Origin of the sequence: Liquorilactobacillus mali (assembly GCF_001437155.1) — a bacterium.
Lineage (GTDB): Bacteria > Bacillota > Bacilli > Lactobacillales > Lactobacillaceae > Liquorilactobacillus > Liquorilactobacillus mali_A.
This window is the reverse complement of sequence record NZ_JQAR01000005.1, coordinates 54715-75027: the sequence shown is the minus strand read 5'-3', so window position 1 is coordinate 75027 and position 20313 is coordinate 54715. Positions and strand designations below refer to the sequence as shown.

Below are 20313 nucleotides of genomic sequence, written 5' to 3'. Positions count from 1 at the left end.
ATGCGCCACGTGGGAGACTGGATAACTAGTTATAGACATCTAACGCCTTTAAATAGGCGTTTTTATTTTTTTAAAAAGCTATTTTTCGCCAAAAAATATTATTTTGTTGTCCTCTTGTTGTCCTAGGTTGTCTGTTATTTTCTCGATTTTATCATCAGAACGAACCTTATATTCAGCTATCAAATAAGCGTATTTTTCGGCTGTAATTGACATATTAGAATGTCCTAGCCTTTTACTAATTGCGTAAAGGCTGACACCCTCGAAAAGGAGATAGGCTACATGAGAATGCCTGAGAGAATGGAAGTGAAAGTTATTTTTTTGAATTTCACATTTGTCCATGATCGAATGCAAAGTCTTATTAACCGCATTAGAACTTGGTAACTGCCTAGCCTTATTTTCAAAAACCATTTTTGAATTATTGATTTTTAATTGTTTTAAAAGATTAAGTAGGATAGAGCTTGCTCGGATAATTCGATATGATGATTTAGTTTTAACAGATTTAAAACCTCCACCTGCGTGATAGTCCCAAGACTTATTGATTGATATAGTATGCTGTTTAAAACTAATATCTTCCCATGTAAGAGCCTGTATCTCTCCAAGCCTCATTCCTGTATAGATAGCAGTTAAAATCATGTAGCGACTAGTATATTGAGCATTTAATCCATCTTCAATGCCTTTTATTAATTTATTAATTTCAGCAACTGAAAGATACTCGACTTCGAGTGTTCGTTTCTCATCAAATACGAGTTCGATACCCTGTGTAAAATCTTTTCTGATTATTTCATCAATCATGGCCGCTTTAACACAAGCACGAATTATGTTATTTGTTTTTCTAACAGTATCTTTTGCATGGTTCTTTCCGTATCCATTAATAAAATGTTGGTATTGATTGCGTGTGATTGATTTTAATTTTAAGTTTCCAAAATTTTTTTCAATTATGTGTGATACATAAATGTATCGTTTCAGATTACTAGCTGCTACACGATTCTCTTTATAGGTTTTATACCAGTCGATGTAGTATTGAAGAAAAGCAACATCATGGTGAGCTATGAGTGAACTATCATTTTGTGCTTCAATTTGAGCAGCATAAACTCGGGCATCATTTTTAGTCTTAAATCCCGACTTAGACGTTTGATGAAGATTACCAGATGGATCTCGTTTAGAAACTGTAGCTTTCCATCCGCTATTAAGTTTTCTGAAACTAGCCATTGCCAAAACTCCTTTCTTATTTTAGAATAAACGAATAGGGTATGCTTGCCCTGTATAAACAGTGAGACACATCTTTTACTTTGGCGAGTGGGGGATGTGTTTTTATTAATAAAGTAGTGTATTAATACGCATTTGCAGATTTTCCACTATCTGTTATAGTTTCATTTGCCTCTATTAATGGAACTTCATTTTCTGAACCACTAGCAGTGTCGTATTTTTGTGTTCCATTACCTAATCCATTTATTATAATCTCATCGTCTTCAAGTATGTTTCCGTTAGCAGGCATGTAATCCTCATCTATGTTTACCATAATTAAAGAATTCGAATCATCATTCATCCATAAAAGTACTATTGCGCCACCATCGTCAGAATTTTGAACTTGCATAACTTGACCTTGAACTTTAACACCTTTATATTCGTAATCATCTGGATTTCTAGCTATTTGATCAAATGTAACTGCTTGATAAGATATAGATGAGTCTGCAGATGATGAACTTGAATCATAGCTCGATGAATCCTCCACAGAAGATGATGAATTTTCGACCGAAGATGAGGAATCAGAGGAACTGTCCGAATAAAGATAATCTTCAAGACTTGAGCTATAAGCTTCTTGAGAAGATGTAACCTTAGCAGTGGTTTTTGAAAATTGTTTGTTTACTTTTTTTTGAATATTTTTTGGGACAACAGCGTCTATTGCTTTTTTATATTTAGTAACTGCAAATATGATAAACTTCTTTTTATCTCCTGATTTTAGAGAACCTGAATTTATAGTTGAATCAATATAAACTTTAAATTTTCCGTTCTTAACCCTAGCCCAGCTATTTATGTCGTATGAAGTTGCTGCATTTGCTTTATAGTTTCCAAAAGTTGGTACTGATAAAATTTTAGCTCCATCAGGTGCAGTTGTTGTTCCAGTAACTACCCAAGATCCGCTACTATCAGCTTTAATTTTGTTTATGTCAGTAGAATATAGAGTTTGATTCCCAGCCTTTATACTATCGTTATTACTGCAACCTACTAAAATAAACAAAGATATAGGTAACAGAAATACACAGAACATAATTTTTTTCATTGTTACTCCCCCCAATATTTTCAGCTTTTAAAGTCATCAGATCTGGACCTTAATAATTTCTTAATAATTAAATAATACCATGGAAAATAAATTTTAAAATATAATATATGTAAAAAATATCCAAGATGTGCTAAAATCCATCTTGGATACAAAAGTAAGTCCTAATCTTGACTCCCCCATGAGTTAGAAGGTTAGGGTTTATTTGTGCTAAAAATCAATAACCATCCGGATAACTTTTCCCAAAATTCTTGCCGGATTATCCTTATTAACTAGAATAGGTGAGTATTCAGGGTTATCAGGCATTAAGAATATCGTTCCGTCTGCTCTTTTTATGCGTTTAAGCGTTGCCTCGTTACTATCAGTCATTAGCACTGCTGCTATTTCGTTATCTTCGACATCAGGCTGTTGTCGTATTAAAACTTTAGCACCATTTGGAATAGTAGGTTTCATAGAATTTCCTTTTGCTCTTAAGTAGAAACAAGTCCCACTTGGCAAATAATTAACCGGTTCATCTATATATTCCTCTATGTTTTCCTCAGCAAGTATCGGATCGCCACAAGCGATTTCTCCCAATAACGGAATTTTAACTGTTTTTGTTATAGGAATAATATTACTTGGCTTTCTAATTCCAATAATTTTTTCAGGAGTAGTTCCAAGAGCATTTGCAAATTCCTCTGTCTTATTAAGGGGAAATTCACGTGTTTTATTGAAATACCTAGAAACAGCAGATTTTGCCATTCCAACGCGCCTTGCGATTTCACTAATAGACAAATTCTTTTCATCTTTTAGCTTTGTAAGATAGGAAATGATTTCGTCATTATTGTTCATTTAAACTATCCTCCTTTCAATATCTATATATTATCATTGTTCCCAAACAGTTACAATATATATTTTTAAAAGAACCAAAAAAACTTTTTTTGCTCTTTTTGTTGACATACGAGAACTAGTGGTTTATATTATTGATGTACCCAAATGGGTACGAAAAAGGAGGTGTAATCATGACAGTCGATTTGAACAGATTAAAAGCTGAGCGAATTGCAAAGGGGTACACGCAAAAAGATATAACAAAATTGCTTGGTAAAGAAAACCGTTCGTGGTATGCAAAACGTGAAAATGGCATTGTTTCTCTAGGGGCAAATGAACTTTTAGAAATTGCAGCCGTGCTTGGATATGATAAGAACCATATGGCTATTTTTTTTAAAGACAATGTGCCCGTTCGAGTACGAAAACCAGTCACAGAATAAGAAAGAAGGGAAATTATGAAGACGGAATTATGGAACGGATATCAGATTAGATTTGTTGAGAAAATGGGATACAGATTTGGCTCGGAAGTATTCTTGAAAGACCCATATGTTGAGAGATTAAACATCAATGATGGAAAATTTTTGCTTACACAAAGTGGAGATGTTTATTATGAAACGGATATTTTTGATTGCGATAACGGTACAATCTTAGTTCCTGATGTTGTTATTGAATTAGGCGACTATTTAGACAAATTAGGAAAAATAAAAAGTAAATTCATTTTCGCTTTGAATTCTGGCTTGTCTAAATTATCTTTCTCATTTTTTCCCAAAAAACACCCAAGTGAGATATCTTTACTAGCTGAAAAAATAGCAAACTTATCTGATTTCGATAATTACTTTTTGAATAATTGCAATTTTACAAAAAGATTAAATAAAGTTACTTCTCAAGGATATGTATACTTTTTGAAATCGAAAAACGGATTAGTAAAAATTGGATGTACATCTAATTTAGGCAGAAGAATAAAAGCAATCCAAGCAATGAATCCCGAAAAACTCGTTTTAATTGGAAAGATAAAGACAAGCAAATGGTACCAGCTTGAAAACGAAATTCATAATTTTTTTAAGAAATACTTGATTCATGGCGAATGGTACGACATCAAAGAAAATAACCTGATGGCTTTGCAAGATAAGTACGGATTGAATGTGTCAATCAGCGAGACAATTTACAACTCGGATAAGCAGTTAGTTACAGAATAGAAAGGAATGATTTTATGAAATTATCAATCGAAGGTACACCAGAAGAAATAAAAAATGTGCTCCAAGCTATTAGCGGTAGCAAGGAACACGGGATATTTCAAAAGGTGACTGAGAAAGAATATGAAAAGCCTAAAGATAAAGACATAGATGCACTGTTTGATGTTAGTGATGTACAAAAGAGCCATCAACAGCTAGTGACGAGTCTTAATGACTTAAAAGAATTGGCAAACAATACGCTGGATGATGATGTACTAAGAGTTAGCATCAAAAAAAAGCTTATTGATTAGTTATCAAACTGTTTTATCAAATCAAAATACAATTCACGAATGTTTAGTCTTAGAGAATGAACTAGTTTTATGAGCTGACTATTTATGCTATCGGCATCCATTTTAAAACAATCAATAAATTTTTTTACTTCTTTCAAAAATGGAAAATAGAGAAATGGATAAAGTGCTGTTGGATGATCTGTTAAATCACAGCATGAAAGATAATTTCTTTTTATTATTGAGTACTTTTTGGATATTAGCTCTAAGATTTCTTCTGAACATTTATTTTGAGAAAGTTCAATCATATGGTTATCAAGAAACTTAACATGGTTAGTAATTAATTTACAGTAACAAATTACCTCAGGAATTTCTTCATAGTGTTTCATGAGAGTTACCGCCTTTCAATAGATAACCAAATTATACTACTAAAAAAATAAAAGGAGTTGTAAAAATTGAATGAAGTTGTATTGCCGAATGACTTAACACAACTTACTACTGAAATTAAGACTTACCAGTCGATTGGTGGTCAAGCAATCTTCGAAATTGGCCGCCGACTGAAATGGGTTAAAGACCATGATTTGGCTCATGGCGAGTTTGGTAAGTGGTTGGAATCAATTCAGATGAATCATAGGACTGCTAATCGTTTTATGAAAATTACAACTGAACTTGCAAATTGGGCCCCGGGGTCCAATTTAGGATGGAAGCCTCTTTACTTAATCGCAACTATGCCACCAGATGAACGAGAGAAACCACAGCAACTCGATTCTGGTGAAGTGAAGAAGCCTGACGAAATGACTGTGCGAGAGTTGCAAGAAGTCAACCGTAAGCTTAAAGAAAAAGAGGAGTCCTTAAAAGCCAAGGATAGGCAGATTAACCAACAGGCTGAAATGATTGACCGCTTGAATGAGCGTGAGCCAAAGGTTGTTGAAAAGACTGTAACAGTCGAAAAAACTCCTGATGATTATGAATCAGTTAAGCAGAAAGCACAGCAAGCTGATTCAATCAAAGAACAATTAGAAAAGGCACAAAAGCAAGCTGATTATTTCAAAAAAGAATCAGAATCAGCGAAACAGCTTATCAAAATTCAAGATGATGAGGCTGAACAAAAAAGGCTGGAAAGGCTAAAAAGAAAAGCTGATATCAATATCTACACTTTGTCTTACAACATTAAAAACTTTTTGAATGAAAATATGTTGCTTGATGATGACTTGAACCATCTTTCCGAAATGAGCAATGAAGCAAAAGAAAACATTAGCAGTCGGTTAAATGAATTACAAAAATTTATTGATTTAATTCGTCAAACAACAGCAGGGAGAAAAATCATTGAAGGGAGTTTTAAATAATGAAACAAAACAATTTAGTAATAAAAGAACCTGATAGCAAGCTTTTAGCAGGCCTAATTAACCAGCAGGCACTTCAAACAGAAATTAATAAGCAAATTTATTTGTCAATGAACTCTGCTAAAAAGGAAATTAAAGCATATGCAGACAAAGGAATTAAAGAGCTAACAACATTAGTTAACCGTGTAGAAGAAAGTGTGACTCTGACTTATGAAGAACAGCAAGTGTTCAAAACAGTTGTAAGCAAAAAAGCGGCTATTCTAACCAACCTTTATCTCGAAGAAAAATTCAACTCCAACCAGTACGGTGGAACTAATTTGCACATGAAAAAGTTAGGCCAGTTTAGAGCAAACGTTTATCGCAGAATAAAAAGGGCTTTTAACGTCCCACGTTACTCATCACTAAGAAGAATTGATTTAAATGAAGCAATCACTTTAGTCAATCATCTTTCACTCAGTAGCTTTGAAGGCTATGAAACTCGTATGACAGATACGCAGCTTGAAGCTATTGAAAACTGGAAGAAAAACAAATAGGAGATGGAATGTAAATGAAATTAACAGTCATTTCAAAAACGCCAGTTCAGATTTGGAGAGATTCATCTGTAAAAATCGCAGATATTTGGAAGAAAAAAGGTTTCCTCACTACTGAAGAAACACAAAAGCTTCTTCTTGCAAGCTTGAAATCATTTGATGAAGACGATTTTGACAATCTTTCACTAAAGTTCAGAACGTCTTACATGTTTACCATTACTGACCTTATTGAGCAACTTACACCAAAACAATTTTGCCAGATTATTCCAATTAAGAAAGACTTTAGCGGCCATAAATGGGGATGCAAAGATTATTTCTACACAAGGGATTGGATTGAGAAAAACATCGGTTGGGATAGCAAAATTCCTGATGGATTTCAATTCTTAATGGAATACTGGGCTGATGATATTTTTAATCTAAGCTCTTGGATGATGACAGTTATTAGCGATAACCAGCGCAGACAATCAGGAAAATCATTGTTTAAAAAGTTTGCTGAAGAAAACGGGATTAAGTTTCATACTCTCGAAGAATTTGGCTCAGAGTAACCAACTTAGCAAATAGAAAGGAAGTGTAAATATGCCGGCATTGATCAACGAGAAAGCAATTACTGATCTAGTAAAAGAACAGGTTAGCGAGATTGCTGATCACGAGTTACTAAAAAAACTAGACGGAATAACATGGAACATTAACCAATTCCGTAAGGCTTGCTGTGGTGGTAAAGAAAGTACTTGGGTCACTACTTTTGTGCTAGACAAGTTTCTTGATGAAATAGATTACTACCACGGTGGATGGCTTATTCGTGGCTATCAAGGGAAAGCACATATTATTTTTGCTAAAAAAGCTTGCGAGTGGATGGAAGAAAATCGCAAGCGCATAGACTGGGAATCCAAGATTCCAAAATGAAAGGAAGTGAGTGAATGAGCTTCTTGATTGGCGTAACAATAGGTGCATTTATCGGCGTGTTGATGATGTGCATAGTGAAAGCAGGTGACAGGAAATGAATGCAATAGTAATTGTGGCTGTTGCAATTGCAGCCTATGAGGCAGGAAGATACGAGGCTAAAAATGAAAGAAGATAAGCTGCTGCAATTGGTCAAATTAGCAACATGGACGGCAATTATAACTACTTACGCATTATGTATCGAGGTTGTGGTTAGTTGGTTTGTAAAGGGGTGAGATAAATGAATTTAAATGGAGAAAGTTTTGGAAAAGGTTTGAGAATAAAAATGGCTGAATTAGATATAAGTACTACTAAATTGTCAAAAATTACGAGTGTTAGCAGAAATACAATTACGAACGCAAAAAGTGGAAGAACTAAAATGCTACAGTTTGAAACACTCAATACTTTATGTAAGTCACTAGAATGTACGCCAAATGACTTATTCAAATAGAAAAAGAGCATACAGCAATATGCTCCATATCAAAAACATCTACGGAAAGTATAACACAAAGGAGAATGATTTACATGTTTGATGAAGAACGTCCTAGAAATAACGATTCATTTGAGCCATGGAATGACCCAATGTTAAGAAATGATCCGTTTGCTCCTTGGAACGACATTATGAAGAAAAACGATCCTTTTGCATGTTGGAATGATCCATTCGGGCAGGGCAATTATCGTTATGAAAGTGACAATTACAGATAAGGGGGATTAAGCATGAATAACGAACAAGCACAACTAGCACTAGAAAACATTGGTAGCAAGATAAAGCTTGTACTAGCCGAAGAAGAGCCAACATTCAGCATTAAAAATGAGCGAATGGGTTATGTAGCCTATGAATTTATCGAGTTCTTGACAACCGGTAGCTATCTGAAATATAGGCTTTCAGATGAAGAGTTTGCTATTTTAACTCAATTGTCTAAAACACGTAAAAGAGATCGTGTACCTGAAAAACAATTTAACAAGTTTGTTGACAACCTAAGCAAAGCTGATGAACCAACACGCACGAAAATAATTAATTACGTTAAGGAGCTGATTTCAAATGATAACAGGAGGGAAAGCTGATGGAAACTAAAATTGGTGCATTGTTGCCGAATGGCACTCGTGTATATGAAGACTGGGAGTCGAATGATTTAACCAACGAGAGCTATTTTCTGATTGAGTTTGGTTCACAGTCGGCAGACCTAGTTAAAGCTGAGGGCTTGCATAAATGGATAGAATATGTATTCGAGACAAAGCTACCTAATATAGACGAAGAGTTCTGTGAGGGCTGGCTATTTGCCAATGAAATTAACTACATGAGAATTAATGAATTGGAGGAATTGGAATGAATCTATTTGAGCTAACAGTTAAATATAAAGAGCTGGCTGACCGAGATGATTTAGATCCTGAAATGATCAAGGACACGCTAGACAGCATTGAAGATACATTCAATAGCAAAGTTGATAATATTGCGACCTGGATAGAACGAAATCAGATGAATGTTGATTGGCTTACTAAAAAGATTCAAGAACTGCGAGAATTGCAAACCAGCTTGAAAAATAAGAATAAGCAACTTAATCAGTATCTAACAGAAGCAATTGATAACGCTGGGTACAAGGAAGTTAAAACAGATAATCATTTCTTAAAGCCTAGAAATTATCGTCCAAGTGTGATTGTTAGTGATGAAAGTGTAGTCCCTGACAGCTATAAGAATGTCGAACAGGTTACTAAAATTGACAAGAAGTTGCTATATGAAGATTTGAAAAATGGCAAAGATATTGACGGGGTTGAGTTAAAGCCTAGTCGAAAGGTGGTAATTAAATGACTGAGGAAAAGCAGAGTGCATTAGTTACTATTCAAAGCACGTTGAAAGCTCCTAAAGGCCAATTCAACAAGTTTGGAAAGTATAACTACCGAAGTACAGAAGATATTTTAACTGCCTTAAAACCTATTCTAAGAGCTTTAAATTCTACCCTTACTATTACTGATGAACCAACATTAATTGGAGAGTGGCACTATATCAAAGCCACAGCAACACTCACAACTCCTGATGGTGAATTTAAGACAACAGGATATGCACGAGAGAGTGTTTCTAAGAAAGGGTTTGACGAATCACAGATAACAGGTACAGCAAGCTCATATGCACGCAAATATGCTTTGAATGGACTGTTTTTAATTGATGATACGAAGGATGCTGACACTGATGAACATTACAATCAAACGAATCGTGAAACAAAGAAAACTACTAATCAGAGTGCTAAAAAGTCATACCAAAAAAATGATCCGTTAATTCAGAAAAAAGCATTAATTAATGGATATTCAAAAGCGATTGCTCTTGCCACTCAATCAGATGTAGGAACAGTTCAACGAGAAGCGGTAAAGCAAGCTGAAACTAAGCCTGAATGGAAAATGGCAGATAAGAATGAAAAGGCAAATATTACTTGCGGAATTTTGGAAGAAATGAAGAATAGACTCGGTAAAGACAAAGTATTTAAGGAAGTCTAATCATGTGGTTACCTGCATTTGTTAGAAAAATAAGTGGTAATCAGTTAATTATTCAACTTGAAAAATCATTAAATATCGAACGACTAAAGACTATGTATTCTAACCACTTAGAAAACATCAATTTGAGAATTGAAATAGTCGACCCACGCAAAGCTAGACCAAAGCAGAGAGCATTATTCTTTGCCTTGATTGGTGATATTTGGAATTGGAGCGGACAACCTGTTGAGGAGTTGAAGGAATATTTTTATATCCAATATGCTATCAAGACAGCAGGCAGAATGATAAGTCTAGCAGATGATACAAAGAACACTGTTTCAGACGCAAATCGGCTTTTAGAAATAGTAATCGACTTTATGTTTGAGTATAGGGTTCCTTTCAAACAGGGATACGAACTACTGCCAAAAAGTGAAGAATATTACCTATACCAATGTTGCAAGCATCGTGTATGTATGATTTGTGGAAAGCACTCTGACTTACACCATTTGGAAACAATTGGCATGGGTGGTAATAGAACTAAGGTTGATCACACGAAGCGAGGCTTAGTTGCACTTTGCAGAGTGCACCACATGGAAATTGAACAAATTGGAATTAATGCTTTCGAACAGAAATATCACATAAAAGTCAAAGGAATCAAGTTAGATGTTGACACCCTAAGAAGCTTAGGAGTGCAGGGAAAATACGAGGAGGAAACGAAATGAATAGAACGGTATTAGTTGGAAGATTAACAAAAGACCCTGACTTACGTTACACATCAAGTGGAACAGCAGTAGCAAGTTTCTTACTGGCAGTTAATCGTCCATTTAAGAATCAAAGTGGAGAACGAGAAGCAGACTTCATCAATTGCATTATTTGGAGAAAGGCTGCAGAGAATTTCGCAAACTTTACGCACAAAGGATCACTAGTAGGTGTGGATGGACGTATTCAGACTAGAAACTATGAAAATAAAGATGGCAACAGAGTTTATGTAACAGAAGTCATCGTTGAAAACTTTGATTTATTGGAATCAAAAAGCAGTAATCAGAACGCTCAATCTAATCAGCAGAATAATCAATATTCAAAGGGCAAAGAGATTGATATTGGGTCAGACGACCTTCCCTTCTAAGAGATTAAAGGAGTGATAACAGTGGTTATATATAAATCAATTCCACATTATGAACATTTGTACGAAGCTGGAGATGATGGAACTATTTGGAGTTGTGATGGCAAACAAACCTATAGAATCCTAATGGGGGAGAAACAATCTAGGACTTGGAAAAGAAGACAGATCAAACCAAAGAAAGAAAAAAGAAATAAAAGCAAAAATAGTGATTTAAGAGTTGAGCTTTGGAAGGAAGGATCACATAAGACTTGGCTGGTATCTAGGCTAATTGCCCTTGCTTTTGTCCCAAATAAAGACAATAAGCCATGTATTAATCATATTGATGGCAATTCTTTAAACAATAATCCAAAAAATCTTGAGTGGTGTACTTATAAAGAAAACCAAGTCCATGCATTTAAAAATGGATTAAATAAAAATAGTACAAAAGTTGTGCTAAAGAGCTATAGAAACAATTTTGAAAAAAGCTTCTATAGTATGGCTGAAGCAAGTAAGTGGTTAGGCTATAATCATGGATTTGTTAGTTCTCTTATCAGTAAAGGAATAACTCATATTGGCGAATATGAAATACTGATTGGGAGGTATACCAATTATGGCTCAAAGAAGAATGCTGAGTAAAAAGATAACTGATACAGATACATTTTTGGATATGCCGTTGTCAACACAAGCGCTGTACTTTCATTTAAACATGCATGCTGATGATGATGGATTTGTATCGAATGTAAGAACAATCAATCGCATGGTTGGTGGAAGTGAAGATGATTTAAAAATATTAATTGCCAAACAATTTATTTTCACTTTTGATTCTGGAGTAGTTGTTATAAGAGATTGGAAAATACACAACTATATCCGAAAAGACACCTATAATTCAACAATTTATGGCAATGAAAAGTCACAGCTAAGTGAAGATGAAAATGGCTCGTATACATTACGTGGACGTATCGTCGACGAACCGTCACCACAGGTTAGGTTAGGTAAGGATAGGTTAGGTAAGGATAGTAAAACATATAGTCCTGCTAAAGCAGAACCACGTCTCCCTTATCAAGAAATAGTCGAATACTTGAATGAAAAAGCAGGAACAAGTTATCGATCAACTACTAAAAAAACTCAAGCTCTAATCAAAGCTAGGTTCAACGAGAAGTTTAACCTAGATGATTTTAGAAGAGTTATTGATAACAAAGTAGCTGAATGGAAGAACGATACAGCTATGAACAAGTTTTTGCGACCTGAAACGCTATTTGGAACTAAGTTTGAAGGCTATCTTAATCAAGAAAAAATCAACAAAGGGAATACGCCAACTGGAAAGGAGTGGTTCTAATGGCAGAAGGATTAATCAGTCAGCAGCAGATTGATCGAGTTAAAGAAATTGCCAAAGAAAAAGGCGTTGATGTTGAGCATTTAACACCTGCTGAACAATTTGAAAGAGACAATATTGAGCAATTTAACCGAGCTTTGAGAATTAAAAAAGGCCGTAAATATTTTTCAATGTCTGTATGGCCTGGAAATATCCCTTTGAAGTTTGACTTTTCAAAATGGAAACCTGACTTGCAACCTAATGTCGAAAAAGCTAAGCAACTAGGCAATCAAGCGTATAAGGCTGCTAAGTCAATAGTGAGCCACCCTAATAACTATGTGCTTGCAGGAATTAGGGGGACGGGCAAAACATCTTTAGCCCTAGCAATCATGTATCAAGCTAAACAAGAAGGCTTAGGAGTGATGTTTGTTTCAACTGACGAGCTTAGTTCTTTGATAGGCAAGCAATACGACCTGACTGATGTTAAAAACCGTCTGAGCGACATTGAGAGGGCAATGAAAGAAACTGACGTACTCATACTTGACGATTTTGGAACTGAGGGTGGAATGAAGGGTGCTATTAAACCAGTCAGAACTGATATGCAGGAATTCATGTATCGAGTTGCTAATGCACGAGTTGATTTTGAAAACAACAAAGCTAAGAGATCAACGATTATAACGACAAATAATTCAAGGCAGCAGCTTGAATCAATGTACAACGAAAAACTAATCAGTAGATTAATGACTAGCAATCCCGAAAGACAGCTGGCATTTGATTTGAAAGATGTAAGAGGTATCTAACATGGAATATATCGTAACTGGCTCAGTAGTCGAAATAGTGCCAACTGAGGTACACAGGCACGAACAGGGATACTGGCGAAATATGATTGACAGGAAGATTGAGGAGGCAAGGGAAAATGAGAGAAATTAAGTTCAGAGTATGGAGTAACGATTTAATGGAATATCGGCGACTTAATGATATAAATACAAACCGTGGTTTAGGAATGGGATTCGAGGTTGTCAATGGTATTGGAAGTAAAACAACGACCGTTTATCATTCTGTCAATGATGTTGTTGAGCAGTATACAGGTTTAAAAGATAAGAATGGCAAAAGTATTTATGAAGGCGACATTATCAAATATTATGGGTCAAATAAACGTGTGAAAGTTAAAACTACTTATGGAATTGTTTTTTATGATTCAGAACATGGATGTTTTAATTCTCGTATTCAGAATGGGGAACATAACAAAGGTGGAATTAATCCTGGAGATGATTTGGTTGTTGGTAATATTCACGAGAATGCGGACTTATTGGAGGTGCCTGAATGATTAAAAAAGGAACGGTAGTGAGATATAAGCGACACCTGTATTCAGTTAACTGTCTGAAACGTAAAGGTGCCTATGTAGCTGCACTGATTAGGCTAGGAAACAACAGGCACGAAGAGGTGCCACTCGAACAGCTAGAGGAGTTGGGAGTATGAGTAAGACAAAAATTGAATTGTTCAACGACCATTTTCAAAATTTCAAGCGTTATGCGATTCCTAAAGCACAGTTAGTAATTGCTGATATTCCTTACAACATTGGAAATAATGCTTACGCTTCAAGCCCTGAATGGTACAAGGACGGAGATAACAAAAATGGTGAGAGTAATAAGGCTAATGCAACATTTTTCAATACTGATGTTGATTTCAGAGTTGCAGAGTTCATGCATTTTTGCTCACACATGTTGATTAAAGAACCTAAGCAAACAGGTAAAGCACCAGCAATGATTGTATTCTGCTCATTCCAACAAATGCAAATGGTTGTTGATTATGGGAAAAAATATGGTTTCAATAATTCTTACCCGCTTGTATTTGTTAAAAAGTCAAGCTCACAAGTTTTAAAAGCAAACATGAAAATAGTTGGTGCTTGCGAGTATGCAGTAGTTCTATATCGGGATAAGTTACCAAAGTTTAATAATGACGGTCGAATGATAATGAACTGGTTCAAGTGGGAAACAGATAACGGCTATCCGAAGATACATCCGACACAGAAACCAATACCAGTTTTAAAAAGGCTGATTGAAATATTTACAGATGTCGGAGATGTAGTGATTGACCCATGCGCAGGAAGTGGCAGTACGTTAAGGGCTGCAATGGAACTTAATAGGTCTGCATATGGCTTTGAGATTATGAAAGATATGTACAAGCAAGCAAAAGAACAAATGATTGACCATGCAGAAATATCATTGTTGAGCTTATGAGAGGGTGACATCATGAAAAAATTGAGAGAAATTAGGCAGAAGATGTGTATGACACAAGCAATGCTAGCTGACAAAGTTGGACTAACCAGACAGGCAATTACTGCTTACGAAAACGGCAATAACTTTCCTGGTGAAAATGAACTTAACAAGTTAGCAGATGTACTGTGTGTGAGCGTAGACGAGCTTATGGGGAGGAAGACAAATGAAAACTAGAGAACGGCTTATTGATATAGCTGTTGATACTTGGTCTGATATGAAGATGGATTTGCTAATGAACATTTTAGAAACTCCAACAGAAGAACAGCTGAAATGTGAATATTGCCACAAAGGCAAACATATTAAGCTTTGCAATGGCTCTTATTTAATCTGTAGAAAACGTGATTTTGATTATGAAGAATGGCAACTTAGGAAAGTAAACTTCAAATATTGCCCAATGTGTGGAAGAAGATTGTCTGATGAATAAGGCTGGAACACATTTCAACAAAAAGATTGAATATGACGGATATAAGTTTGATTCAAAGAAAGAGTTAGACTTCTATCTCACATTCGTACGAGAATGCCCCTATCGTTTCGATATACAGCGTTCATTCACATTACAGGGTAATTGTGCCATAGGTGGTCTAAAACTGCGCAGAATTGATTACAGAGCTGATTTTGTAATATACAACGGTGATAACTCAATTCGACATGTGATTGACATTAAAAATGGATATTCAGCATATGCGGTAGATGCAAAGTCAAGACTGAAATTCAAAATGTTTGGTGCGAAAACAGGTATACCAATTGAAGTTATTGTGCCGAGAAAACATGATTTCAGATTGCGAGTTTTGGGATTAACAACGAAATTTGAAGAGCAAGTATTTAACAATTTTGATTACACGGTTATGGATTTGATTGGAGGATAGTATGAATGCTGCTAAGAAAGCGAGAACTGCCTATCTTTTGGCTGAAATGGGTAGTGACTTAACACTGCTAGATGATGACGATGAAAGACTGGTTGAATATAGAAAGCTTCTCGGAATAAATTACACGAAGCCTATCAAGCTAAAAAGAATCTTAATTAGCAAAGAGGCATTCGCTAACGAAATCAAGAAATATCGCACAGCTAGAGAAATGATGGAAATATTTTCAATAAATAATAACAAGCTGTATTACTTGATTAATAAATTTGAATTGCGTGATTTGTGGAATGAATATGTAATTTTAAAAGACAGATACATTGTTATTCAAAATGGAGTGGAACATGTGATCAATGGCGGTGGTCGAGGCATAGCAGAATATTTTAGAGTTTCGATTTATACGGCAAGAAACAAAATTATGCCTGACAAAGAATATAAAGGCGCGAAGCTGATTAGGTACAGAGATTACATTAAGGAGTGACAAAAATGACAGAATATAAAAAAGGTGACAGGGTAGTTGTTGAAATTGATGAAATCGACGCTGATAAGTTAAAAGAAAACTACGATCTTGACATTTATAACAATCAGGTTTTAGGAAAGTTAGAAGACTTTCAGCCTGCACAAGAAAAAATCAAAATGACGGTTGAAGAAAAGAAAGAATTTGATGACTTAGGAGATATGACTCCACATCTTGTATTAGACATGATTAATACAGATGATTATCCTAATCTGTATAGAAGAATATTTGTAAGAAAAGATTCTATTCATATGCAAGCTGAACTAGCTAAAGCACTAGAACATCCTGAATTAATTGAAGTTGTTAAACCTAAACATGAATTTAAAGCTGGAGATTTAGTTAAATTTGATGATGGAATAAAAGGGATTGTTCTTAATATTGATGACAGTGACTTTAATTTAGAAATTTTGGTGTTCTTTGAAGATGGGGTTTCTAAATGGGTTGGCAAAGAAGAATTAACATTCATTAAAAATGGTGCGATTGATTGGGGAGACTAAATAATGATTGAAGAACGATTATCAAGTAAAGAAATGCAAGGCCTCGAAGCTGATTATGAGAAAATAGCCAATATTGATAAATTGATTAGTCAGCGTGAAATGGAAATTGAATGGCCGTATCGAGAATTTAAAGACGAGAATGTCAATGGTAGCAGAAGTACAACAGTATCATTCAAAGCACAAGAACTGATTGAGAAGAAAGAACAAGACCCATATTTGCAACGGCTGTACAGATTGAGAAAGATAAAAGATGATTTATTGCTTGATATGACTAAACAGCAGAAACAAATATATGAGTTACGTTGGTGTACTGATGATTATTATGACTGGTTGCTAGTTGGCGAATTGTTAGAACCAAGATTAAGTAAAGCACAAATATACCGCAAACGCGAAAAATTATTGGAGCTTTTAGCAAAAAAAGAGGGAATATTACGAAAATGAGACTATATAGCAAAAAGTCTCATTGAAAAAATTTTATTATGATAGAGTGGTATTTGTGTGAGTGACATGATTTACTTCGATTAGTCGCGTTATAGACTAGCCTATTCGGGAGAGTAGGCACATACATATTGGGTTATTGCTAATCCCGAAGCTTTAAAAAGCATGTTGGCTACTAAAGGAGGCCATTGAACTGTCAACAATGTTGATGGTTCTTTTTTTAGTGGTTGTCATCTAATAGTTGACAGCTTTTTTTACATAAAATTAAAGGAGTGAACAAGTTGAGAAAAATATTAGTAGTGTGCAAAAACGCAGAAGATGTTCAAGCTTCAAAACAAGATTACGCAGAATTATTACATGATGCTGATTATCAATTTGTTGATGTGAATAAAGTGGAGAAGCTTAATGGAGAACAAGCTGTGTTCATGAGCAATCAATTGCTAAGAACTGGATTGCAAAGAGAGAAAGAATTAGTCGTAAGTTTAAGAAATCAAATTAAGTAACAAATAATTAACAAGACGATAAATTTCAGATAGTTGACAGCTTTTTTTACATAAAATTAAAGGAGTGACATATATGTACGATATAAAGAAATTAAAAAAGGCTTTGTTGTATCACCGCATTGCTAAATGGACTAAAGATTATTTAATTTTAGATGATGGTACAAAAGTCACTATCGAATGTTCAGAACAGGACTGTTGCGCATCTGCTGGTGGAGAGTTTAAAGACGTAAAACTTGATGCAGTCATTACTGATGTCAAGCTAGAAAATGGTAAGCACTATCCATCATTTGATGATGAATGGTGTGATGAGACAGAATCATCTGTTGACGTAGTTATTTATCACAATCGTAATCAGATAGCTAAAGCAGAGTGCCAAGCTGACAACGGTAATGGAGATTACTATTACAGTATTTGTGCTTTAAAAGTTGGCAAAGTTGAGTACAACGTTTTGGGTAGCAGTGATTATGTGAAAGAGTAGTTAATCAATACTGGCTTGATGCATGATTTAACAAGACGATAAATTTCAGGAGGTGGTACAGACGAAGTGGAACAATGAACATATCCAGTATATTAAAGAATTACAAGGAAAAGGGTACAGTTCAGAAAAAGCTGTGAAAGTGTTTAACAAGCATTTCAATTGTAAAACAAGTGGTAGATATTTGAGACAAAAAGCACGTAAAGCAGGTTATCCTTTTAGTAATCTTGATCGCAAGTCTGTATCGCCGCGTACTGATATTTCTAAAAAGACAATTAAACACGTGCAAAACAAAGACGGATCAATTACATCAACAATTGAAACTGTGATTAATAGTGAGCCTAATATGAGTCCTGAGTTCTTACTTGAAGCACATAACTACGATCCAGCTAAATGGAAAGTAAAACAGTCAGTTAGCAATCAATGGTCAGTTATCAGTACCAAAAAAGGCAAACAATTTAATTTTCAAAGCAAAATAGTTGTTGAGCCGATTGGCAATGAAATAGATACTGATGAACTGATTAATCTAATAGTGTCACATAAGGAGCCTTACAAACGTGAGACTCCTATTTTATTGCCGTCAGATAGTTATTTAGTTGTTCCAGCATTTGATACTCATTTCAATGGTGAAACACTTAAAACTTATACTAAGTCGCTCAATAAAGAACTCAATTTAATTAATTCAAAGCGTTGGCAAGATACGTGCTTAATTCTAGGCGGAGATGTAGCTCATGTTGACAGCTTCAATTCAACTACTACAAAAGGCACACAGTTAGAAACGACTGATGTAGCTAAAACAGTAAATGAAATGGAAATCTACTTTGAAACATTAATATCAGCAATTTTGAAACACAGCAATCATTTACAATTAATAAGCACATTTGGCAATCATGATAAAACAGTTGGATATTTGTTTGCTAGATTATTAGAGTGTGCATACAGAAACCAGCCGAATATGGGCTTTGATATAGAGCCATCGCAATTCAAGGCATATATGTTAGGCAAGAATTTTATTGGCGCAACGCATGGGAATAAAGGTCAAAAGAATTATGTTGCTAACTTTGCTAGTCGTTTTGCTGAAATGTGGGGACGAGCTAAAAACAGAGAACTGTTTACAGGACATCTACATACTGAAATGAGTAAAGACTTAGGTGGCTTTGTACAACGCCAAGTGTCGACCAGAAAGCCAACAGATACTTGGACAGATGAATTAGGTGTCGTTGCTACTAAAAACTTTGAATTAGTTCAATACAGCAAAGAAGAAACCGAGGCAGTTTATTACGTGTAGGAGTGATTATATGTGAAACGAGATAGTGAGTATGGACTAGTGAGTAGCAATGAAGAACTACAATTACTACGTGAGCTAGATAGAGAATTGAAGTGTGATGAATTTAAAGTGACGATTGGTGAGATTGTTAAAGCAAAGCGTGATAATGATGCCTAGGTATAGAAGATGCAGATATATCAATTGCCATGCAATGGTTCAGTATCCTAATCATTATTGTGAGAAACACTTTGAACATGAGGCGGAGTATCTAGCAAGCAGACAGAAGTGGACACGTGGCAATGAGGATAAGTGTAAGACACAGAGCTGCTTTTTTTGTACACAAATTCAAAGGAGTGACATCAATGGAACGAGAGATACTAACTGCTAAGGCCACCGACATAAACAACGATGAACAGTTTAACATTCACATAAATGGTAGAGCTAAACAGAATGAAGTAGAGTTCATACTTGTTCGGTCAATGTATATGTTGCTAACTCATTATACTAAGACTAATCACATTCCATTTGAGAAAGCATTGCATGAATATAGTGAAGCGATATATGCACAGATTGGAGCCATGCATGACAATGAAATGAGAGCGATGAGTCATGAAGAAGATACAGACTGAAACACACCAAAAACGTGCGATGTTCTACAACTCACAAGAGTGGCGTGAGCTAAGAGAACAGGCATTGGCTAGAGATAACTATGAATGTCAATGGTGTAAAGCCGAGGGACGTGTGACTACAACTGATACTATCTTAGAAGTAGATCACATTAAAGAACTTGAGTATCATCCTGAGTTAGCAATGGAGTTAGACAATCTTAGAACATTGTGCAAAGACTGTCACAACAAGCGACATCAACGAATGAATTACAGTACACACAAGTTCAAGAGGAAGCACAACAGATGGGAGAGTGATGAACGATGGGATTGAAGATAGATGATGTTAGTTATCGTATCAGTAATGATAGTGCTGTACCTGAGATATACATCAAGGGAGAACGTGCAATAGTAGTTAGTTGTACTACTCAATACATCACTATGAGTGAACTGGCAGGCACGAAGCTTTTGATTGCGGCAATTTATCTTAAATCGGAACAAAAACCTAGAAAAGCACCTGTTCTGCACCATATTTCTATCAATGAGATTTTTCAGGAAATTTTATATCAATAATTTATACCCCCGGATCAAAAAATTGTGGCGGTTTGCGACGAAATGGGAACCGGTGGGTAGGAGTCA

Annotated in this window: 39 protein-coding genes and 1 pseudogene; 36 read left to right on the top strand and 4 right to left on the bottom strand. The window is 35.3% G+C overall.

Features of this window, described 5'->3' with window-relative positions:
- Window positions 1-78: 78 nt before the first annotated feature.
- From IV36_RS03885 to IV36_RS03875, 3 genes are all read right to left on the bottom strand, one after another.
- A complete protein-coding gene (locus IV36_RS03885; protein WP_056990884.1) occupies window positions 79-1209 on the bottom strand; it encodes a tyrosine-type recombinase/integrase in 1131 nt (376 codons plus the stop codon).
- Window positions 1210-1330: 121 nt separating this feature from the next.
- On the bottom strand, window positions 1331-2281 hold the full coding sequence (locus IV36_RS03880; protein ID WP_056990883.1) for a hypothetical protein: 951 nt from the start codon (window positions 2279-2281) through the stop codon (window positions 1331-1333).
- A gap of 207 nt (window positions 2282-2488) precedes the next feature.
- Complete coding sequence (locus IV36_RS03875) at window positions 2489-3109, bottom strand: LexA family protein (RefSeq protein ID WP_056990882.1); 621 nt, start codon at window positions 3107-3109, stop codon at window positions 2489-2491.
- A gap of 170 nt (window positions 3110-3279) precedes the next feature.
- Here IV36_RS03875 and IV36_RS03870 point away from each other — a divergent pair, with 170 nt between their 5' ends.
- From IV36_RS03870 to IV36_RS03860, 3 genes are read left to right on the top strand one after another with little or no spacing between them, the layout of a single operon-like run.
- Window positions 3280-3525: a helix-turn-helix domain-containing protein gene (locus IV36_RS03870; protein ID WP_056990881.1), complete on the top strand. Its 246-nt coding sequence runs from the start codon at window positions 3280-3282 to the stop codon at window positions 3523-3525.
- A 15-nt stretch (window positions 3526-3540) separates the two neighbouring features.
- The gene (locus IV36_RS03865; RefSeq protein ID WP_056990880.1) at window positions 3541-4281 is read left to right on the top strand and encodes a GIY-YIG nuclease family protein; all 741 of its coding nucleotides are present in this window, start codon (window positions 3541-3543) and stop codon (window positions 4279-4281) included.
- 14 nt (window positions 4282-4295) lie between these two features.
- Entirely contained in the window at window positions 4296-4568 is a 273-nt protein-coding gene (locus IV36_RS03860; protein ID WP_056990879.1) for a hypothetical protein, read from the top strand.
- Here the strand turns inward: IV36_RS03860 and IV36_RS03855 are convergent.
- Complete coding sequence (locus IV36_RS03855; protein WP_056990878.1) at window positions 4565-4933, bottom strand: hypothetical protein; 369 nt, start codon at window positions 4931-4933, stop codon at window positions 4565-4567. The genes IV36_RS03860 and IV36_RS03855 overlap by 4 nt on opposite strands.
- Before the next feature lie 66 nt (window positions 4934-4999).
- Here IV36_RS03855 and IV36_RS03850 point away from each other — a divergent pair, with 66 nt between their 5' ends.
- The 33 genes and pseudogenes from IV36_RS03850 (at window position 5000) to IV36_RS03710 (ending at window position 20247) form a co-directional block, all read left to right on the top strand.
- On the top strand, window positions 5000-5890 hold the full coding sequence (locus IV36_RS03850; protein WP_056990877.1) for a DUF3102 domain-containing protein: 891 nt from the start codon (window positions 5000-5002) through the stop codon (window positions 5888-5890).
- On the top strand, window positions 5890-6420 hold the full coding sequence (locus tag IV36_RS03845; protein ID WP_056990876.1) for an ORF6C domain-containing protein: 531 nt from the start codon (window positions 5890-5892) through the stop codon (window positions 6418-6420). Before IV36_RS03850 ends, IV36_RS03845 begins: the two co-directional genes overlap by 1 nt.
- Window positions 6421-6434: 14 nt before the next feature.
- Window positions 6435-6962: a hypothetical protein gene (locus IV36_RS03840; protein WP_056990875.1), complete on the top strand. Its 528-nt coding sequence runs from the start codon at window positions 6435-6437 to the stop codon at window positions 6960-6962.
- Window positions 6963-6993: 31 nt separating this feature from the next.
- On the top strand, window positions 6994-7320 hold the full coding sequence (locus IV36_RS03835; protein WP_056990874.1) for a DUF771 domain-containing protein: 327 nt from the start codon (window positions 6994-6996) through the stop codon (window positions 7318-7320).
- A gap of 14 nt (window positions 7321-7334) precedes the next feature.
- Complete coding sequence (locus IV36_RS12585; protein WP_082623704.1) at window positions 7335-7418, top strand: DUF3789 domain-containing protein; 84 nt, start codon at window positions 7335-7337, stop codon at window positions 7416-7418.
- Between the two features lie 179 nt (window positions 7419-7597).
- The gene (locus IV36_RS03830) at window positions 7598-7807 is read left to right on the top strand and encodes a helix-turn-helix domain-containing protein (RefSeq protein ID WP_056990873.1); all 210 of its coding nucleotides are present in this window, start codon (window positions 7598-7600) and stop codon (window positions 7805-7807) included.
- Window positions 7808-7872: 65 nt separating this feature from the next.
- Window positions 7873-8061 carry a hypothetical protein gene (locus IV36_RS03825; protein ID WP_156648629.1) on the top strand — a complete coding sequence of 63 codons (189 nt, stop codon included), beginning with the start codon at window positions 7873-7875 and terminating at the stop codon, window positions 8059-8061.
- A 12-nt stretch (window positions 8062-8073) separates the two neighbouring features.
- Window positions 8074-8421: a hypothetical protein gene (locus tag IV36_RS03820; RefSeq protein WP_056990871.1), complete on the top strand. Its 348-nt coding sequence runs from the start codon at window positions 8074-8076 to the stop codon at window positions 8419-8421.
- On the top strand, window positions 8421-8687 hold the full coding sequence (locus tag IV36_RS03815) for a hypothetical protein (RefSeq protein WP_056990870.1): 267 nt from the start codon (window positions 8421-8423) through the stop codon (window positions 8685-8687). The genes IV36_RS03820 and IV36_RS03815 overlap by 1 nt, the downstream gene beginning before the upstream one ends.
- Entirely contained in the window at window positions 8684-9163 is a 480-nt protein-coding gene (locus tag IV36_RS03810; protein WP_056990869.1) for a siphovirus Gp157 family protein, read from the top strand. Before IV36_RS03815 ends, IV36_RS03810 begins: the two co-directional genes overlap by 4 nt.
- Window positions 9160-9843 (top strand): ERF family protein, encoded by a 684-nt coding sequence (locus IV36_RS03805; protein ID WP_056990868.1) that lies wholly within the window; start codon window positions 9160-9162, stop codon window positions 9841-9843. The genes IV36_RS03810 and IV36_RS03805 overlap by 4 nt, the downstream gene beginning before the upstream one ends.
- 2 nt (window positions 9844-9845) lie before the next feature.
- Window positions 9846-10541, top strand: a complete 696-nt coding sequence (locus IV36_RS03800) for a putative HNHc nuclease (RefSeq protein WP_056990867.1) — start codon at window positions 9846-9848, stop codon at window positions 10539-10541.
- Complete coding sequence (gene ssb / locus IV36_RS03795; RefSeq protein WP_056990866.1) at window positions 10538-10945, top strand: single-stranded DNA-binding protein; 408 nt, start codon at window positions 10538-10540, stop codon at window positions 10943-10945. Before IV36_RS03800 ends, ssb begins: the two co-directional genes overlap by 4 nt.
- A gap of 21 nt (window positions 10946-10966) precedes the next feature.
- On the top strand, window positions 10967-11557 hold the full coding sequence (locus IV36_RS03790) for an HNH endonuclease (RefSeq protein ID WP_056990865.1): 591 nt from the start codon (window positions 10967-10969) through the stop codon (window positions 11555-11557).
- Window positions 11532-12257, top strand: a complete 726-nt coding sequence (locus IV36_RS03785) for a conserved phage C-terminal domain-containing protein (protein WP_056990864.1) — start codon at window positions 11532-11534, stop codon at window positions 12255-12257. The genes IV36_RS03790 and IV36_RS03785 overlap by 26 nt, the downstream gene beginning before the upstream one ends.
- Window positions 12257-13033, top strand: a complete 777-nt coding sequence (locus IV36_RS03780) for an ATP-binding protein (protein WP_056990863.1) — start codon at window positions 12257-12259, stop codon at window positions 13031-13033. Before IV36_RS03785 ends, IV36_RS03780 begins: the two co-directional genes overlap by 1 nt.
- Before the next feature lie 116 nt (window positions 13034-13149).
- Entirely contained in the window at window positions 13150-13560 is a 411-nt protein-coding gene (locus IV36_RS11865; RefSeq protein ID WP_082623703.1) for a YopX family protein, read from the top strand.
- The gene (locus IV36_RS12190) at window positions 13557-13712 is read left to right on the top strand and encodes a hypothetical protein (RefSeq protein ID WP_155820731.1); all 156 of its coding nucleotides are present in this window, start codon (window positions 13557-13559) and stop codon (window positions 13710-13712) included. The genes IV36_RS11865 and IV36_RS12190 overlap by 4 nt, the downstream gene beginning before the upstream one ends.
- Window positions 13709-14473 (top strand): DNA-methyltransferase, encoded by a 765-nt coding sequence (locus tag IV36_RS03770; RefSeq protein ID WP_056990862.1) that lies wholly within the window; start codon window positions 13709-13711, stop codon window positions 14471-14473. The genes IV36_RS12190 and IV36_RS03770 overlap by 4 nt, the downstream gene beginning before the upstream one ends.
- Window positions 14474-14485: 12 nt before the next feature.
- Entirely contained in the window at window positions 14486-14686 is a 201-nt protein-coding gene (locus IV36_RS03765; protein ID WP_056990861.1) for a helix-turn-helix domain-containing protein, read from the top strand.
- Window positions 14676-14936: a hypothetical protein gene (locus IV36_RS03760; RefSeq protein WP_056990860.1), complete on the top strand. Its 261-nt coding sequence runs from the start codon at window positions 14676-14678 to the stop codon at window positions 14934-14936. The genes IV36_RS03765 and IV36_RS03760 overlap by 11 nt, the downstream gene beginning before the upstream one ends.
- On the top strand, window positions 14929-15378 hold the full coding sequence (locus tag IV36_RS03755) for a DUF1064 domain-containing protein (RefSeq protein ID WP_056990859.1): 450 nt from the start codon (window positions 14929-14931) through the stop codon (window positions 15376-15378). Before IV36_RS03760 ends, IV36_RS03755 begins: the two co-directional genes overlap by 8 nt.
- A 1-nt stretch (window position 15379) precedes the next feature.
- The gene (locus tag IV36_RS03750) at window positions 15380-15853 is read left to right on the top strand and encodes a hypothetical protein (protein WP_056990858.1); all 474 of its coding nucleotides are present in this window, start codon (window positions 15380-15382) and stop codon (window positions 15851-15853) included.
- A 5-nt stretch (window positions 15854-15858) separates the two neighbouring features.
- Window positions 15859-16386, top strand: a complete 528-nt coding sequence (locus tag IV36_RS12325) for a hypothetical protein (protein ID WP_056990857.1) — start codon at window positions 15859-15861, stop codon at window positions 16384-16386.
- A gap of 3 nt (window positions 16387-16389) precedes the next feature.
- Window positions 16390-16827 (top strand): hypothetical protein, encoded by a 438-nt coding sequence (locus IV36_RS03740; protein WP_056990856.1) that lies wholly within the window; start codon window positions 16390-16392, stop codon window positions 16825-16827.
- 278 nt (window positions 16828-17105) lie between these two features.
- The gene (locus tag IV36_RS03735; RefSeq protein ID WP_056990855.1) at window positions 17106-17327 is read left to right on the top strand and encodes a hypothetical protein; all 222 of its coding nucleotides are present in this window, start codon (window positions 17106-17108) and stop codon (window positions 17325-17327) included.
- A gap of 73 nt (window positions 17328-17400) precedes the next feature.
- Window positions 17401-17805: a DUF7448 domain-containing protein gene (locus tag IV36_RS03730; protein ID WP_056990854.1), complete on the top strand. Its 405-nt coding sequence runs from the start codon at window positions 17401-17403 to the stop codon at window positions 17803-17805.
- A gap of 181 nt (window positions 17806-17986) precedes the next feature.
- Window positions 17987-19090: a hypothetical protein gene (locus IV36_RS12370; protein ID WP_235810232.1), complete on the top strand. Its 1104-nt coding sequence runs from the start codon at window positions 17987-17989 to the stop codon at window positions 19088-19090.
- 12 nt (window positions 19091-19102) lie between these two features.
- Entirely contained in the window at window positions 19103-19246 is a 144-nt protein-coding gene (locus IV36_RS12035; protein WP_156648628.1) for a hypothetical protein, read from the top strand.
- Window positions 19239-19365: pseudogene (locus IV36_RS12365) on the top strand (HNH endonuclease); the annotation flags it as partial. The gene IV36_RS12035 and the pseudogene IV36_RS12365, both read left to right, overlap by 8 nt.
- 66 nt (window positions 19366-19431) lie before the next feature.
- Complete coding sequence (locus IV36_RS03720) at window positions 19432-19698, top strand: hypothetical protein (protein WP_056990853.1); 267 nt, start codon at window positions 19432-19434, stop codon at window positions 19696-19698.
- The gene (locus IV36_RS03715; RefSeq protein ID WP_056990852.1) at window positions 19679-20008 is read left to right on the top strand and encodes an HNH endonuclease; all 330 of its coding nucleotides are present in this window, start codon (window positions 19679-19681) and stop codon (window positions 20006-20008) included. Before IV36_RS03720 ends, IV36_RS03715 begins: the two co-directional genes overlap by 20 nt.
- Complete coding sequence (locus IV36_RS03710) at window positions 19999-20247, top strand: hypothetical protein (RefSeq protein WP_056990851.1); 249 nt, start codon at window positions 19999-20001, stop codon at window positions 20245-20247. Before IV36_RS03715 ends, IV36_RS03710 begins: the two co-directional genes overlap by 10 nt.
- Window positions 20248-20313: the final 66 nt, after the last annotated feature.